Source organism: Akkermansia sp. N21116 (assembly GCF_029854705.2).
Classification (GTDB): Bacteria; Verrucomicrobiota; Verrucomicrobiia; order Verrucomicrobiales; family Akkermansiaceae; genus Akkermansia.
The window spans coordinates 2851782-2868925 of sequence record NZ_CP139035.1; the positions used below are offsets into that span (position 1 = coordinate 2851782).

Consider the following 17144-nt stretch of genomic DNA (forward strand, 5'->3'; position numbering starts at 1 on the left):
CCAATATGTTAGGTTTGGATCAGGTTATCGCCAATAATTGGAATAACTGTGCTCTGACAACAGGATCAAACGCTGTAACTTGGAACAATTTACACGATAATTTCGGTTCTGCTCTTTCGGGAGTAACTGCCAGTGTCACAGCTATTCACGGCTGGAGCCATCCCGGAGTAACGGCAGATTCCTCCTTGAATCAAAAGCTCTTGGCTGGTGCCATTTCCGCGGGAGCCAATTCGTCTCAAACGGTGACGATTGCGAACGTACCTTATCTGACATATAAGGTATATATCTATTTCGGGGGCGATGCCGATGATGCTAATAACAAATTTACAGCAATGACCGTCAATGGCACCAGTTATACAGCCGATGGGACAAATGCTGCAAAAATTGGTACGAATACATGGGGAACAAGATCTTCAGTCAATAATGATTACAATCTGACAATCGGGACAAATGTTCTGGAAATTAATGGCTTGACCGGAACAACACTGACTCTTGCTTCCGTAGCGGCATCAGGTGCCCGTGGTACGATTGCCGGGATTCAGATCGTGAATACATTCATCGGTCAATACAGGAGCATATCCGAAAATACAATATGGTTGTCCAATACATGGAGTCCAACGGAAGCGGGCGCCGACAGCGGCACAGAGGCATGGAAGGGAGCGGAGGCTTCCGCCGTTTTATTGTCGACAGCGACCGGTGATGCCAGCCATGTGGTCACGATGGGTAATGTAGAGGCAGCGTTCGTTTCGTTAAAATCGGGTAATGTGACATTTGACGAAGGTTCTCTGACTCTCGGAAATACGGCTATTTTGAACATTACCTCGGCTGATAGCATTCTTTCTCTGGGGACAACCGAGCTTTCTTCGTCCCAGTCCATTGCTTTGTCCGGTGAAGGAACATTGAAGATCAAGGAAGACCAGTCTGTACATAGTTTTTCCGGTTCCTTGGGGAACATCATAGTGGATGATGGCAAAACTCTGACTATTGAAAACAAGAGTGGAAATTTGTCTGCTCCATTGGTTCTGGGAAGTGGGAGCAAGGTGAAATTGGAAGGAAATGCCGAACAAGGGTTTTCCTCCATTGCATACGGGACGGGAGCTACAGTGGAACTTGTAAGAGGAACAAAACAGAGCGATTATACATCACTGGCATTTGGCGATGCATCAAATACATCCGGAACCTACACTATTTCAGGGGAAACAGTCAAAGTGACTGGAGACGGTCCGGGATGGGCGGGAGTATCCTTGTGGGGTATCGGTAATTTAAGTATTGACGGCGGTAGTAATGGTGACCGGACAAAGGTGACCCTTGAGGAAGGATATACGGGAGGCGTGGGAATGCGTTCCGGCCTTCTGGGATGGGATGATGCCGTTAATGTCATGCAAAATGAAGGTGATTCCGACGGAGTTGTAATTTTTCTGAATGGAGGAGGACTTTTAACTTCGGGATCAACAAATTTTGATATCTACAATGACATCATGATCGGCTCCAACGGAGGAACGATTCGTTTGTATGGTAGTTCGGCATCAATCTATCACGGTACTATCTCAGGAACGGGGACACTGAAGCATACGGATGGGGGAACATTGAAATTTACCGGAGATATAGATATTGACGGTGCATTTTATCAGTATGGTCGAAATAGTACCATCACGATGGAAAACAATACCGTCCGTATAGGTGGTAACTATTGTGTAAACCGCTCCGGCGTGACGTCGGCGCTAAATCTTGTCAATAGCAAGATGACGGTGGAAGGCTCTGGCAGCATTAGCGAAAGCGGCGTCAAACATACCATCAATTTGACTCAAGGTTCTTCCTTAAAGTTAACGACTACGACATTTCAACTCAATGTATGGGGATGGGGAAATTCGCATACAACCATCAATATCCAGAATGGAAGCGAACTGAATGCTTCCGGAGTAATCAAAATGGGGAATGACGGATATTCCGTCATTAATTTGATCGATGGAGAAATTTATGTGAAGGGTATCGATTTCCGTAAAACTAGTAACAATGGTAATAACGACCGCAAAAACAATGCTTTGATCATGGGCAACCCCGCCGACGGATATTCCGGTAAGGACAATTTGTTGGTGATAGGAGGCGACGGCATCAAGAATATCCGGGATCAGTTCACGGGAACACCTCAAGGAGGAGATGTGTCATCTGGACTTTATGAAGCTACGAATATTCAATTGGGAGAAGGAACTGTTCGAGCTTCTGCCAATTGGTCGACAGAAAAAGATACGGACGAGAAAAACACTGCTGCAGAGGGCTTCGATAATGGCAATGTCAAAATCCATTTGATGAGTGTCAATGGAACGACGTTCGATACGGGCGTCTATACCATTACGATGAATCATGGGTTCGATGGTGTCGGCAAGTTGATTAAGAGCGGGACCGGGACTCTTGTACTCAATCATGACAGCAATTTGACTACAGAAACCTTGATCCAAAACGGTCGGTTGACGTTAGGAACTCTCAAGGCGGCGGGAACGGGAGATTTCAGGATTGCCGCCGAAAATGGTTTATCCACAAGGCTCGATTTGGCTTCAAGCCAAAATAATATGGTGACGACCAACAATATATTTGTCGATAGCGGTAAGGATAATACAATCTGGTTTTCTCAAGACAATATCCAGTTGGAAGGAAAGTTGACAATAGCCGAAAATGCTGTTGCTCAGATCAGTGGAGGTTATCAGAATTATATGACGGTGAAGGAATTGGAGGGTCTCGGTGAACTGGTGTTGATTAATTCTCATCGGGATGGGACCTGGGGATGGGGCGGAGGAGCAACGCTGATCACGGATAGCAAAAAGAAAACAGGTTGGGGAGCTTCTGTCCTTTTAAATGGAGCCAACACAAAGTTCTCCGGTAATGTCACTGTCCTTGATTTGATGAACAGCGTTGAATCGAAGAATTTCGGCAATCAGATTGTTATTGGACATGCTTCCGCTTTGGCAAGATCCGTTGTAACCCTTACCGGTTATGGTTCTGCATTAGCTCTTGGTTCTGATACCGGAAGTATCAAGGGGCTCAATGGCGATGGCTGGGTTTGGACGGCAACGGATTCTGACAATAAGTTATATAGGTTAACAATAACTCCAGACGAGAATCACGTCTTTTCCGGGATTGTAAAGGATCAGAATGGTTCCGGTCTTGGTTCCGGCAAGCTGTCGTTGGAGATGAACGGGACCGGGAGCCAGGAGCTGACCGGCGAGAGCACCTATACGGGCGGCACGACGTTGACGGCCGGGACGCTGAAGATCGGCAAGGGAAGTTCCCTGGGCAACGGCGGAACGGTGTTGTTCAATGGAGGGACGCTGGTGGCGACGGATACGCTGGAGCTTGCCGGTCATACGGTTATGGCCAATTCCGGCAAGAAGATCCAGGTGGCTGCGGCGGACGGCAAGACGATGACTTTGTCCGGGCTGCAGTTTGCCGGAGATACCAATTCCAATAACATAACGGTCGGACAGGCCGGAGCCAAGGGCACGGTGGTGCTCGGCGGCCTGGCCTCCGGCAATGTGCTGGACGGGGCTTTGTCCGTCCTTGAGGGAGCGACTCTCCGCCTGGCTAATGATGATGATTCGGGGTCGGTGACCGTGCGGCATAACGCCTCGAACGGGACTCTGGATGCGATCGCCGGCACGCTGTCGAAAGCGGCGGGTACCCTCCTTGTCGAGCTGGATGCCGATGCGTCACTGTCCGGTCGTCTGGAGGCGACGGCGGGTACTCTGGAGCTTGCCGGTAAGGGTTCGTCCCGTGCCTTGTCGCTGACGGGTGCTCTCGCGGGGGCTTCCCTGAACCTGGGGGCGAACGTTGCGGTAACGGTCGGTACGGACGCACAATCCGGCACGGTATCCGTCGGCAATATGCTGGCGCTGGATGGCGGTTCCTTGAATTTGTCCAACGGCTCGGTTTCGGCGGGAGGAATCTCGCTCGGGACGTCGGCGTCCGCGCTGGCCTTGACCGGCGGAGAATTGACGGTGGGAGCTTCGGGGATCACCGGTTCGGCGGGGACGCTGGAACTGGGCGGCGGTACGCTCAAGTCGTCGGCTGCGTGGAGCACGACCCATGTCGCCGTGCTTTCGGCGACGGGCTCCGATGCGACGACGATCGACACGACGGGTGGGGACATCACCCTGTCGGGAAATCTTTCCAACAAATCGGGCGTGGCGTCCGTGAACCTGGTGAAGTCGGGTTCGGGCGTACTGGAGCTGGGCGGAGGCAACGCCTCGCTCTCCGGCAGCATCAAGGTGACGGGGGGAACGCTCAAGGCGGCCTCCTCCACGGCCTTCGGGGCTGCGTCCAACGAAATCCTGGCGGAAGGGGCGAAAATCGACCTCAACAGCCAGTCCCTGTCCAACGCGCTGGTCTTTTCGGGAGATTCGACGCTGTCGGGAACCTCGGCGGGCTACGCCGGAGCGGTGCATGCCAAGTCGGGAACACTGACCTTGTCGGACGCCTCCGCCGTCCTGAAGGACGTAAGGGTCTCGGCGGGAGCGACGCTCAAGGGCGCGAGCCTGACGACTGGCGGCACGCTGACGCTGGACCTTTCCGACATGCTCACGAGGGACAATTCCCCGTATGTCCAGTTGACGGGGGCATGCAATTCTCTGGATTCCCTGGTGCTGGAGAACTTCCAGCAGACGGAATCGGGCCATGCGGGCGACTACGCCCTGCTTTCCCAGTCGGCGCCGTTGCCGGAAACCTTTACGTGGTCGCATGAGTCCGTATCGACGGATGCCTATTACTACAAGCTGATCAGTGCGTCGGAAGGCGGTACGCCGACTCTTTACCTGCAGCTGGCGCGGATCGGGGAATGGGTCTGGGCGAGCGGAGCCGACGGCTACGGTACCTCGGTCGAATGGAGCGACGCGACCGGAGGCACTAAGACTCAGTGGAGCCACGATAGCGAATTCGCGACAGGGCCGGATGCGCAGAAACTTTTGTTCTCGAACGCGGCGGTGAATCGCAATATCACGATCATCGGAACGGTGAAACCCTGGTCGGTGACGGTGAACAACGATACCGGCAAGGACTACGTGTTCAACGGCGATACGTCTGCCGGAATTTCCGACAACGGGACGGTAAACGGCGTGCTGACGAAGTCGGGAGAAGGAAACCTGACGATAGGCTCCGATTTGCGCAATACCTACACGGGCGGCACCCTCTTGCAGGGCGGGACGATTCTCGTGCGTTCCGGCAGCGTCACGGACGGTTCCGGCAATATTGAATACGGCTCTCTGGGCAAGGGGGAACTCCTGTTCCAGGGAGGGACTCTGTCGGCGAAGGGTGAAGTGTCCTTTGCCAACGCCTTCCGCGCGGACGAAGACTCGGCCATCCGGCTGAAGACGGAAGATGCCTCCAGCGTGCTGACGGTCGGCGGAAGTCTCGCCCCGTATGCCCTGGACATCCAGGGAGACGGCCGGGTGCAAGTGACGGAGCTGGGCTCCGGAGACATCCTTGCCGGGGATCTTACGGTGGGAGCCGATGCCGTCCTTGCACTTTACAACGCCGCTTCGCAAACTTCCGTCACCCTCTCCGGGAAGCTCTCCGGCGTGGCGGGTACCCTTGAAAAAACCTCCGGTACTCTCGTTCTGAACCTCCTCAACGAAGGGGATACCTTCGGCGGTACGTTGGAGGCCGACGCCCTTACCGTCAGCGCCGTCGGTTCGACGGCTACCGACAAATCCCTGGGACTTTCCGGCACGATGTCGGCCTCCGGTCTGATCCTTTCCGATGGAGCCGAACTCAAGCTGCTTTCCAACGGAAAACTTGCCGTTGATGGGACCATCTCTGTCAACTCCGACTCCGGTATCACCCTCGCCGGCGGTACGCTGACGCTGGGCAACGCCGCCACCTCCTCTGCAACCGACGTTCTCGGCGGCACGGATGGCACGGTCATTTTGGGCAACGGAACTCTCACCGCGGCCACAGGCAGCTCGGGCTGGACAGCCTCCCACGCCATGACCCTTTCGGGCACGGGCGAGAACGGAACTCTCGTCAGCCTCGGCGACGGACAGACTGTGACCCTGGGCGGAGTCCTGAACGGCTCCGGCCTCTTGACCAAGCAAGGGGGAGGCACCCTCGTCCTCGGCAACGGCGGCAATACCGTCTCCGGCGAGATCGCGCTGGAAGAAGGCCGTCTCGAACTTGCCGACGAAGCCAGCCTCGGAACATCCCATGTTACCGTCTCGGGCGGTACTCTCGAATTGAACGGCATGGCCTCCTCCGGATCCTCTCTGACGGTACGGGGCGGCGCCCTGTCCGGAGCTTCGAACTACGCTCCCACAGGCGGAGTCGCGGTCAAACTGACCGGTCAGGCGGCTCCCGTCGACCTGGGCGGCCTCGACGGCAGTGCCCTCACCAGCATCCATCTTGGCGCAGGTGCCTCCTCCGGCGGTCTCGACTACGGCAGCTCCATCACCGGGCTCACGGGCAATATCTCCATTTCCGGAGACGGAGCTACGCCCAACGTTCTCCTGACCGCCGGCAGCGGCAATGCCCTCATCGGCGGCAGCTCCGGCAGCGCTCAATCGCTCATCTCCTTCGAGACGCCGGGGGCATCCCACCAGGTCTACCTCGGCGACATGCAGATCAACCTCACCGACGGCCTGCTGGAAGAACTCCACGACCTCCGGGCGGAAGGCACCACCATCCTCCTCCAGCTCACCGACGGAGCCCTCGCCGTCACCGATCCGCTGACGCGCACCGCCAACGGCATTAGCGACGCGGCCCACGCATGGCTCAGCTCCATCCGCTTCAACCCCGTCCTGGAATACCTCGGCTATGCCGTCCAGCGCAACCTGGATGCCGACGCCCTGCAGGCCAACCTCGACGCGGGCCGCCTGGCCGTCACCGCCGGCGGGGAAATCTACTACGCCACCGACGCAGCCCTCGACGGAAATGCACAACATCGGGTTGATCTGACCAAAGAAGCGACTTCGCAAGATCCATCCACCACCCACTACGTCTACTTCGACGCCTACAAGATGGTGATGATCAACGCCGACCTCAACGTCGTCATGAGCGGAGCCCCCGGCGACGCGTCAACCCTTGGCCTGCACGTCGAAAACCTCTCGGGTGGCCTCAACTCCGCCACCGGGGAACGCTACACCCTTGAGTTCGAAAACAACCTCGGCACCGACAGCGTCGCCCGTGTCGAACTGGTCAACGGCAGCTACAACGGGCGCAACCTCGACACCGTCTACGAAGGCAACCTCAAGGCAGGCATCGTCGACTTCGTCAAGACGGGCACGGGATCGCTGACCATCAACGGCGACGTGACCATCGACGGCGGTATCGAAACGCGGGAAGGCACCCTCGTCCTCAACGGGCATAACAGCCTCGAAAGCCTCACCGCCGGCACCGGAGACGGCCTGACCGTCATCGGAGGAGAAACCCTGGTGAAGGGCGTATACGGGCAGGGAGGCACCCTGGAACTGCGCGGAGTGGACTCCCGCCTGGTAGTCACCGGAAGCGACACGATGGACCTGGCCACCCACATCACCGGAGACGGCACCTTCTCGATGGCTTACGGGACGCTGCGCCTGGTGGACGGAGGCGACTTTTCGAGTGACTCGACGCTCGAACTCCAATCGGGCTCCGTCCTCGACGTGGCCGGCGGCAACGACGTCACCGTCGGCCTGCTGACGGGAGCGGGCATCGTGCGCTTCAACGGAACGGGCAGCACCCTGACCGTGAAGAGCGACCGCGACTCGAACCTCAGCATCGCCTTCGAAGGCCGGGGCACCCTCGCCAAGGAAGGCCTGGGCACCCAGACCCTCGGCGTAGCCTCGAAAGACCTCAGCCTCGCCGTGCGTGAAGGCACCCTCGTCCTCGCCGCCCCCTCCGGCAGCTACGACCGGGTCACGGTCGGTACAGGAAACGGGAACGCCGCCCTGCGTCTGGCGGAAGACACCCTCGTCAACAGCCTGACCGTCACAGGCGGGAGCCGCCTCGACCTGCGCGGCGGGGAAAGCAGCGGAGAAATCCGCCCCGGCATCCTCTCCTGCGCCGGCAACGTCGACCTGCAATCCGGCTCCACCCTCGACCTCGTCCTGCCCAACCCGATCGCCTCGATCGACGCGGACGGACACATCGCCCTGGGCGACGGCGTCACCCTCAACCTCGTCAACGGCAGCCGCGACGGGAGCTGGAAACCCTCCGACACCGACTCCCTCGAACTCATGGCCGCCCACGACGGCTTCCTCGACGCCTCCGGCAACACGCTGGGCTTCGGCAGCAGCCTGACCACCTGGACGGTCAACATGGAACAGAGCCTCGGCCTCTTCTACACGGGAGCCAACCTGCACGTCAGCGACGACGGGCGCCGCCTGCTCGCCGACCTCTCGGTGAGCTCCGGCAACCTCCTCGAAGAAGTTGCCCGGAGCGGAGTCGCCAGAGCCGGTGCCGACCTCATCTGGCAGGCGGGCCTGCAGGAATCCGGCACCAGCCTCGACCGCGTCCTCTCAAGCATCATGGACGACGTCAAGGCGGGCAACCGCAGCGGAGCGAGCCGCAAGCTGGCCGCCGTCGCGGGCAGCACCGTCACGGGCATCCTGGCCGCGGCGAAGAGCGACCTCGCCTACCAGCAGAGCATGCTGCGCAACCGCGTAGCCGGCATGGGGCTCAACAACAACGACTACACCTACGAGAACACCCTGCCGTACTACAACTTCTGGCTGCAGGGGACGGGGAGCTACAACCGGCTCGACGCGAGCGGCGACTACGCCGGCTACAAACTGGTCAACTGGGGAGGCACGGTGGGAGCCGACGTGAACGTCAGCAGCACCGTAACCCTCGGGGCAGCCTTCAGCGCGAACTACGGGGACCTGAGCAGCGACGGAGCCGACCGCCTCAGCGGAGACCTGGACGGGACCTACATCAGCCTGTTCGGGAAGTACCAGGGACGCAAGTGGGGCCACTCACTCATCGTCACCGGGAGCCGCTACGACGCGAGCGTCGACCGGACGGTGAACTTCGGAACGGACAGCTACACCGGCCACGGGACAAGCGACGGGACAGGCTGGGGAGTCCTCTACGAAGCGACCTGCGACATCAAGCTCAACGACGAAGGGACGAAGATCCTCCAGCCCCTGTTCGGAGCCTCGCTGGTACACGTCGGCATGGACGACTACCGCGAGAGCGGAGCTGGGAACGCGGGATTGGACGTCAGCGACCTGGACGCGACGACGGGGAGCGTGACGGCGGGTCTTCGCTACCTGGGCCTTGTAGGGAGCAACGTCTTCGGACGGGAGGCGCTGGGCGAACTGCGGGTGCAAGTAGTGCAGGACATGGGAGACGACCGCGCGAGCGGCCAGGTAGGCTTGCAAGGCAACCCCGGCATCCGCCGCGAGGTGGAAGGAGCGAAGGCGGGGATGACAGGGGTTCAGTTCGGAGTGGGGCTGAGCGTTCCCGTAGGAGTGAACGGCACAATCTTTGCGGAGGCGAACACGGAACTCCGCAGCGGAGCGACCTGGGCGAGCGGCTCGCTGGGTTACCGGTACAACTTCTGATAGGAAGTCGGAAGACAAGAAAAACAGGAGTCCGTCTTTCCCGCGTGGGGAAGGCGGACTCTGTTGTTTTAGAGACTGAATAGGGACATCGTCAACATCATGGATTTCGGCATGACCGAAGAATGCGAAAATGCTTGAACGCCCCTATGACAGCAACTGTCAGACCTTGAAACGCGTTAACCATTTTTCATCCCATGAGCAATCGAGAAGAACTCAGGCTAAGAGACATTGAAACGATATTCCGTCCCTTTCATTCCCGGAAATTATCACTTCCCTCCCGTGTCGTCATGCCCCCCATGACCAGAGGATATGCCCCCGGCGGCATCCCGACAGATGAAATTGCCGAATACTACAAACGCCGAGCCCGGCAGGAACTCGGGCTCATTATTACGGAAGGCACATTCATCGACGAGCCCAGTGCTTCGCCTTGTACCTCCTACCCCAATTTCTTTGGAGGACATGCCTTAAGAGGCTGGAAAAAAGTCGTCCAAGCCGTTCATACGACCGATTGCAAAATCGTTCCCCAGCTCTGGCACGTCGGCATGACTCGTCCGTTTCAAGGAGACAGTCTGCCCAATCCGGAGCTTCCTCCGATCGGCCCTTCGGGAATTGATGTCGAAACACTCCAACAAACGGCCGATCCCATGAGCATCGCCAAGATCGAAGAAGTTATTGAAAGCTTCACACGTGCAGCAGTCAGCGCGAAAAAGCTCGGTTTCGATGGTGTTGAAATCCATGGAGCACACGGATATCTGATCGACCAATTTTTCTGGGAAGAAACCAATCGAAGAACAGATATTTACGGAGGAGATCTCGTTGGGAGAACTCGCTTTGCCTGCGAAATCATCCATGCCATCCGACGCGAAGTCGGGAGTCGCTTCCCGATTATCTTCCGCTTTTCGCAATGGAAAAATAACCATTACGATGCCAAACTAGCCAGGACTCCCGCTGAATTGGCCGATTTCCTCCATCCTCTCACGGAAGCCGGAGTTGATATTTTCGATTGCTCCACACGACGCTTCTGGGAACCCGAATTTGAAGGTTCCTCCCTCAATTTGGCAGGATGGACGAAAAAGCTCACCGGGAAACCTACCATTTCAGTCGGCTCCGTCGGATTAAGCGAAGACTTCACTCATCTTTTTACCAATGGTCCGGAAGCGGGAAGCGCTCTTCACCAACTGAACTCTCTCGTCGAACGCATGCAGGCAGAAGAATTCGACCTGATTGCCGTTGGTCGTGCCCTGATCGGGGATCCCGCATGGGCTGCGAAAATTCATCATGGCCGCGAAAATGAAATCCATCATTTCTCAAAAGACGACCTGAACGAATTGATCTGATACCGCTACAAACACGCACGAAATCAGAAGGAGGGCCTCCTTGCGGTCCTCTTCAAGTTTACCGATAAGGGGAAAAGAAAACCGCGTATAGCGTCCCTTACTTCCCGGCGATCCTCTTCCCCACCCACCGTTCCAAAAGGAAACTGACAAGGAAGAAGGAGGCAATGATCCACAGAGCTCCCGGCTGGGTTCTGTAAATGTGTCCCAGAAATGCCAAAAAAATAACCAACATCAGGATAAATCCGGTGACAATCGGCCACGAAGAGGAAGAAGTTTCACGCCGCAGTTTCCAGTGTGCCACAAACACGGCGAGATAACTGACCAGGAAGGTAGCACTGGCAATGTTGGCGATCGCTTGCAAATTGAATAAATTGGTAACAACTAGAATACCGCCGATCGTCCACGCAAAGCCTTTGGTTCCCTTCCTCCAGAAAGGGATGGAGAACGCGGGTAGAAGCTGCTTGCTTTTCGACAATCCGATCGATATGTTCAACAAGCTGAAAAATGTTGCATTAATGGCTGATGCAGAAGCAATCAAGGCGGCAATCGATACTGCTGCGCCGCCCCATATTCCCAGTAAAGGCCTGGCAACCTGCGCCATCGCCGTATCGGCGTGAAGGGCCAAAGCTTCTGGAGATATATTTTCCACAACCACATAGGAAAGGATCACATAAAGAACCAGTACCAGCCCGATCGCCAAGAAAATGGCCCGAGGCAAAGTCTTGGCTGGATCTCTGAGATTTCCTGCCGTATTCGCCATCATTCCATAGCCGGCATACGCCAAAAACGACAGGCCAACACTCCCGAATACTGTCAGGGGATCCGTTTCCTTCAGTGAGGGTACGGCAGAGGGTGACAGATTGCTCAATCCTGCAACAATCAATACAGCCAGAATCAATAGCTTAAAGCTGACAAACAAAATCTCCGTTTTCCCGACGCTTCCGGCGCCCCGCATGTTGACATACCCGAACGTCAAAATCACCAAGGATGAAAAAATAGCCGTCGCCATCATCCCCCAATACCCTTCCCACCCCAGTAAATTGCTTGCGTAGGCTCCAAAGGATTTCCCCACCAGGGCAATCGTAATAGCCAGGGTCAGAAGATACACGATCGACAATGTCCCCGAAAATAATTTACAGGGGAAAGCCTTGTTGAAATAGTCCATAATCCCCCCCGAATCCGGATATCGGGATCCTAGTTTCGCATAGGAATAACCGGAAAGCAGGGCAACCACCCCGCCAATCAGGAAGGAGGCAAAAACACCCTTCCCGGCAGCCAGAACCGTCTGGCCCATCAGAGCGAAAATCCCGGCTCCGATCATGGAGCCAATGCCGAGAGAGGCTACTTCCCACAGTGAAAAATACTTCTTAACAGGTTCTGTATCCATGAAAATTCCGGTAGGTAAATCGTTGTGACCTGATTCTTTTGACCTTCTATCCACCCAAAACGATCATTCTAAACATCAATTTTCTCATTTCCCCCGTAATCGGATAGAGAACGCAAAGACTCTGACGGATACGACGGATTACTCTTGCCTCCTGGTGCAGGAACCATGATAATGCACTGAACAGTTCCATGTAGCAATGTCCAGCCTCAGCCGATATATCGACCATTTTTCCAAAGCAAAAATACTCTGCATCGGAGATTTAATGCTCGATATTTTCATCTACGGCAGTGTCAACCGTGTCTCACCCGAAGCTCCTGTTCCCGTGTTGCTGGAAAGCAGAGAAAAAAACATGCTGGGGGGAGCCGGCAATGTTGTCGCCAACCTGAGAGCCCTCGGTTGTCAGACATTTATGGCTGGAATCGTCGGAGAGGACGCCAATGGACAGTCTTTGCGCAGTTATCTTGACAATCTGGGGGCGGATACGAGGCTTCTTCTGGAAAAAAAGGGGTACACAACATCGGTCAAAACGCGCTATGTTGCCGGTAACCATCACCTGTTGCGCGTAGACAAGGAAGAAATGCTCCATCTGGACAGCGAGCTCTCGGAGCAATTGTTGAATCTTGTCGACCAGTGTCTGCCGGATATGGATATCGTTCTCCTTTCGGATTATGGCAAAGGTTTTTTCGACGACAGAATCACCCCGGCCCTCATCCAAAGATGCCGGGCATTAAAGAAAAATGTTATTGTTGACCCTAAGCGCATCGACTATTCCTGTTACCGGGGAGCCGCGCTGGTTAAACCCAACCTCAAGGAATTCATCGCAGCAGCCGGTAAAGAACTCCACCCTTCCGATCCGGATTTCGAGGAACAAGCCGTTACCTGCGGTCAGGCCCTCTGCCGCAAGTACGACATCGGCAACCTGCTTGTCACCCTCAGCGAATACGGCATGATTTTCATCCCCGGCACCAAGCGGACGAAACCTATCCGTCTCGCCACGGAAGCCCGGGAAGTCTTCGATGTTTCCGGGGCAGGAGATACTTCCCTTGCCGTGCTGGGAGCCGCCATGGCTTCCGGTACCTCCATGAAAGACGCCATGAAACTGGCTAATGTCGCTTCCGGAATCGTTGTCGGAAAATTCGGGACAGCCTGCGTCACCGGAAACGAACTCAAAACCCAGCTTTCCACAACAACCTCTTCCCGCCTGCTCACGGTTCGGGAAGCGGTCAAACTCACGAAATCACTTCAGGAACAAGGCAAAGTCGTCGGTTTTACCAATGGATGCTTCGACATTCTGCATCCCGGTCACTTGCATTCCTTCGACAAGGCACGGGAGTCCTGCGATGTCCTGTTCGTAGGACTGAATAGCGATGCCTCCGTCAAACGACTCAAGGGGAATGCTCGGCCTATCAATAACGAGAAATCGAGAGCTGCTTTGCTGCTTGCTCTCAAATCGGTCGATTACGTCGTCATTTTCAACGATGATACCGCCCTGCCCCTCCTCAAACAATTGCAGCCCGATGTCATCGCCAAAGAAGGGTACCCCCTGGATCGCTGGCCGGAAGGCAGATATGTGGTTTCGTACGGAGGCAAAGCCCTGGAACTTCCTCGAATCGAAGGGTTTTCAAGTACCGGGATTATTTCCAAAATGAACGATCCATCCTGTTGACCTCTATGAAAGACTTCATCCATGCGGAACTATTAGAAATTGCCGAACATTTCAAACTCCTGGCCTCGTATTCGGGCATCATTGCCGATGCTGCCCTCCATTGCCGACGGGCATTGGAGAACAACCGCAAAATCATGTTCTGCGGCAACGGGGGATCGGCTGCCGACTCTCAGCATCTTGCCGCCGAACTCATCGGCCGTTACAAATTGAACCGCAAAGCCATGAATGCTATTGCCCTCACGGTGGACACTTCCATCCTGACGGCAGTCGGCAACGACTACGGCTACGATACCATCTTCCGCAGACAAGTCGAAGGCCTGGGACAAGAAGGTGATGTCCTGGTCGGCCTATCGACAAGCGGCAACAGCGAAAATGTCGTCCAGGCTTTCCTGATCGCCCGCAACATGGGTATCTCCACCATTGCTCTCACCGGACAGGGCGGAGGAAAAATGAAAGAGCTGGCCGATTTCTGCATCAATGTGCCTTCGGATGCCACCAATCATATCCAGGAAATGCACATCGCCGTAGGACACCTCATCTGTGGATTGGTGGAACAGGGAATCTACGGTCATGCGTAAAGCGCTTTTCCTGGACCGCGACGGGACGGTCAATGTGGAAAAAAACTACCTCTACAAACCCGCCGATTTCGAATTCGTCCCGGGTATTCTCGAACTCTGCCGTGGAGCGCAATCACTAGGCTATGACCTTGTTATCGCAACCAATCAGTCGGGAATTGCGCGCGGATATTACACCGAGGAAGATTTCCAGACCCTTACCCTGTATATGAAAAGCCAGTTCGGACGACACGGTATCACCATCCTGGACATCTTCCACTGCCCACACCTCCAACGGCATGAGGACAGAAAACCGGAACCGGGCATGTTCCTGAAAGCTGCCTCTCAATACGGGATCGATATGGCATCCTCTCTCAGCCTTGGAGACAAGGAACGCGATATTGAAGCCGGTATCCGCGCCGGAATCGGGTTCAATTGCCTTCTCTCCCGGGACAAAACAGTCCCTACGCGAGCCGATGCCATTGTCGCAAGTCCTGACGAGTTGCTCAGCATCATCCAGTCCCGGCAATAATACCCGGAGGGCCAGCTTCTGCGGACAATCAACTATGCATCTTGCAGGTCTTCATCCAGTTTGGGAAGAAGAGTTTCCCAAACTTGATCCACCGTAATTTTAGTGATCAGATCCGGTGAAATGAGATTGACGGAATTCGCCCCTCGCAAAGCCCCTTGCTTGGTTCTGTTATCGTACAGGGCAATGGCAAAGCACCCGGACAGGGAAGCCATATGGGAGGGTCCTGTATCATTGCCGACGCAGGCAATCGCCCTCATCGCCAATTGCGGTACGTCCAGCAGGGACGTCTTGTTCAACATATTTACAGCCATGGGAGAAGCCCCCGCAATAGCATTGACCTCTTCCGCTTCAATGTCGGTTCCGATCACCACGGAATGAATACCCCGGTCCGCCAGACGGCAAACCAGTTCCTGAAAATTCTCAATCGGCCAGCGTTTGTAAGGATGATTGGGAGAACACCCGGGAATCAATAATACGTACCGTTCCGGCAATGCGTCGAAGTGCTTCCCCTCCCCCTTCAGAAACGTTAAGTCACTTATCTTGAAAGGAGCATGAATACCATTCCGATGTTGAGCACCAATGCCGACGGGGCATTTTTTCTCAATCTTGTATTCAACGCCTTTCCTGTAGTTTACCCACACAAACGACCGTGGCATCATCCACCGAAGCAGAGGATAATACCTGTACCGGGTACGGCTGGATGCCTGCAAATCGTAAATATGAGAAAATTTACCCCGGGCGATCTTCGCCAAAACCTTGAACATGTACGGCAGATTCCAGGCAGATGGCCTATTATCGATAATATACTCGTCGAACATGTTCATTTGACGAGCCATAGCGACGAAAGGAGACATGGTCATCAAAGACAAACTCGCCTCCGGATGCATTTCCCGAATGTGGCACATCGTCCCGACAGACAGGACAAAATCCCCCAAAGCACCATGCTTGATAATGAGTATCTTTTCTTTTTCCATATCCATGAGAGGGGGTTACTGTCAATCTTCCGGGAAACAACATGATTGATTAAAAAAGCTTCCTGCAAAACGGCTCTACCGCCCGCATGCCGGGAACATCCGCCAAAGCTTTGTCCCGGAATTCCTGCTTCTGGAACAAATACAGGGCATATCCTCCGAACCCGCCTCCGCAGTACTTCCGGGCGATCGAGCCTTCTATATCAGGCAGGCGCGCCATCCCTTCGTCAAGCTGAACGCTATGATAAAGGCAAACACCGGCCGCCAACGTAGCGATATTGTGTTCAATCACTCCGGCCCTGGCAATAAGGGAAGACTGGGCAATACGTTCATAATCGCGGGTACAATCGGCCATCGACGGCGTATTATGCTGGGAATTGGTATAATAAATAGCCATGCGCCCATTCAGGAAGTCACCCGTACTCTTGATGTCGAGAATTGGTCTGTCTCCGGAACGCCAGACACACAGGCCGGTTTCGGAAATAACGGCAGGATCCTGCCACCCCACTCCGAGAGCCAGCTCCGACTGGACGGGATCTCTGCCTTCAAGCATGGCCCATGCTCCACTGCCTCCCATGCCGGCACACTTCTCGTACGTCCATTCCATCAGGGATACCATTGGCGTCACCGCACAATTGACAACAAAAGCTCCCGCCCTGGCATAACGGGGTACATCCAGCCATCCGCCGGCGAAGTCTACACGCAGGGGAACTTCATTAGGAGCCTTAATCCGATTCACCAGCATACTGGTAGAAACCGGCTGGAAACGCGGAGGAGTCTTGGGCAAAATGACATATTGAGCTCCAATGCGGTTACAGAGTTCACGCTTCAAGTCTCCGTACTGGTCATCTTCGGTCACGGCAAGGATATCGGGTTTTTCAGCCAGGAAGTCATCTTCAAAATCAAGGCCTTTCTTCAGGCTCTTGCCAACGACCACCTTATCCACCATCCTTAAGCTTTCCAGCAAAGCCTTCTTATGTTCATCGGGAATGGAAGCCTTGCGATGCTTGTGGATCCATAGGACTTCCGACGACGCAAATGATACAATCAATTGATCTCCAAGGCACCGTGCTTCTTCAAAAAACTGGATATGACCAGCATGAAGAATATCGTAGCATCCGGATACAAAAATCTTTTTCATAAAAACCTAACTCGTTGGGGTATGCAGTTAAA

8 protein-coding genes are annotated in these 17144 nt (G+C 55.1%); 5 read left to right on the top strand and 3 right to left on the bottom strand.

All coding sequences use genetic code 11. The features are described 5' to 3' along the window. Positions 1 to 5 precede the first annotated feature (5 nt). Both QET93_RS10800 and QET93_RS10805 read left to right on the top strand, forming a co-directional pair. Positions 6 to 9524, top strand: coding sequence for an autotransporter-associated beta strand repeat-containing protein (locus tag QET93_RS10800; protein WP_322189980.1), 9519 nt, complete (start codon positions 6 to 8; stop codon positions 9522 to 9524). A gap of 194 nt (positions 9525 to 9718) precedes the next feature. Next, positions 9719 to 10861 carry an NADH:flavin oxidoreductase gene (locus tag QET93_RS10805; protein ID WP_280131311.1) on the top strand — a complete coding sequence of 381 codons (1143 nt, stop codon included), beginning with the start codon at positions 9719 to 9721 and terminating at the stop codon, positions 10859 to 10861. Between the two features lie 97 nt (positions 10862 to 10958). Here QET93_RS10805 and QET93_RS10810 read toward each other — a convergent pair whose 3' ends face one another. Further along, positions 10959 to 12248: an APC family permease gene (locus tag QET93_RS10810; protein WP_280125167.1), complete on the bottom strand. Its 1290-nt coding sequence runs from the start codon at positions 12246 to 12248 to the stop codon at positions 10959 to 10961. Positions 12249 to 12444: 196 nt separating this feature from the next. On the opposite strand from QET93_RS10810, the gene rfaE1 reads away from it, so the two are divergent. The 3 genes from rfaE1 to QET93_RS10825 are packed head-to-tail and all read left to right on the top strand — an operon-like array spanning position 12445 to position 15000. Continuing rightward, positions 12445 to 13914 carry a D-glycero-beta-D-manno-heptose-7-phosphate kinase gene (gene rfaE1 / locus QET93_RS10815; RefSeq protein ID WP_280131312.1) on the top strand — a complete coding sequence of 490 codons (1470 nt, stop codon included), beginning with the start codon at positions 12445 to 12447 and terminating at the stop codon, positions 13912 to 13914. Positions 13915 to 13919: 5 nt separating this feature from the next. Then, positions 13920 to 14492 carry a D-sedoheptulose 7-phosphate isomerase gene (gene gmhA / locus QET93_RS10820; protein WP_280131313.1) on the top strand — a complete coding sequence of 191 codons (573 nt, stop codon included), beginning with the start codon at positions 13920 to 13922 and terminating at the stop codon, positions 14490 to 14492. Then, complete coding sequence (locus QET93_RS10825) at positions 14485 to 15000, top strand: HAD family hydrolase (RefSeq protein WP_280125170.1); 516 nt, start codon at positions 14485 to 14487, stop codon at positions 14998 to 15000. The genes gmhA and QET93_RS10825 overlap by 8 nt, the downstream gene beginning before the upstream one ends. Positions 15001 to 15032: 32 nt before the next feature. On the opposite strand, the gene QET93_RS10830 is transcribed toward QET93_RS10825, so the two are convergent. Next, entirely contained in the window at positions 15033 to 15974 is a 942-nt protein-coding gene (locus QET93_RS10830; protein ID WP_280131314.1) for a glycosyltransferase family 9 protein, read from the bottom strand. 49 nt (positions 15975 to 16023) lie between these two features. After that, a complete protein-coding gene (locus QET93_RS10835; protein WP_280131315.1) occupies positions 16024 to 17112 on the bottom strand; it encodes an adenylyltransferase/cytidyltransferase family protein in 1089 nt (362 codons plus the stop codon). Between the last annotated feature and the right edge of the window lie 32 nt (positions 17113 to 17144).

Excerpts from the sequence above, each read along its gene's own strand:
- rfaE1 (WP_280131312.1), top strand. The coding sequence starts at position 12,445 with ATGTCCAGCCTCAGCCGATATATCGACCATTTTTCCAAAGCAAAAATA.
- QET93_RS10830 (WP_280131314.1), bottom strand. The coding sequence starts at position 15,974 with ATGGAAAAAGAAAAGATACTCATTATCAAGCATGGTGCTTTGGGGGAT.
- QET93_RS10835 (WP_280131315.1), bottom strand. The coding sequence starts at position 17,112 with ATGAAAAAGATTTTTGTATCCGGATGCTACGATATTCTTCATGCTGGT.
- QET93_RS10810 (WP_280125167.1), bottom strand. The coding sequence starts at position 12,248 with ATGGATACAGAACCTGTTAAGAAGTATTTTTCACTGTGGGAAGTAGCC.
- QET93_RS10800 (WP_322189980.1), top strand. The coding sequence starts at position 6 with ATGTTAGGTTTGGATCAGGTTATCGCCAATAATTGGAATAACTGTGCT.
- QET93_RS10825 (WP_280125170.1), top strand. The coding sequence starts at position 14,485 with ATGCGTAAAGCGCTTTTCCTGGACCGCGACGGGACGGTCAATGTGGAA.
- QET93_RS10805 (WP_280131311.1), top strand. The coding sequence starts at position 9,719 with ATGAGCAATCGAGAAGAACTCAGGCTAAGAGACATTGAAACGATATTC.
- gmhA (WP_280131313.1), top strand. The coding sequence starts at position 13,920 with ATGAAAGACTTCATCCATGCGGAACTATTAGAAATTGCCGAACATTTC.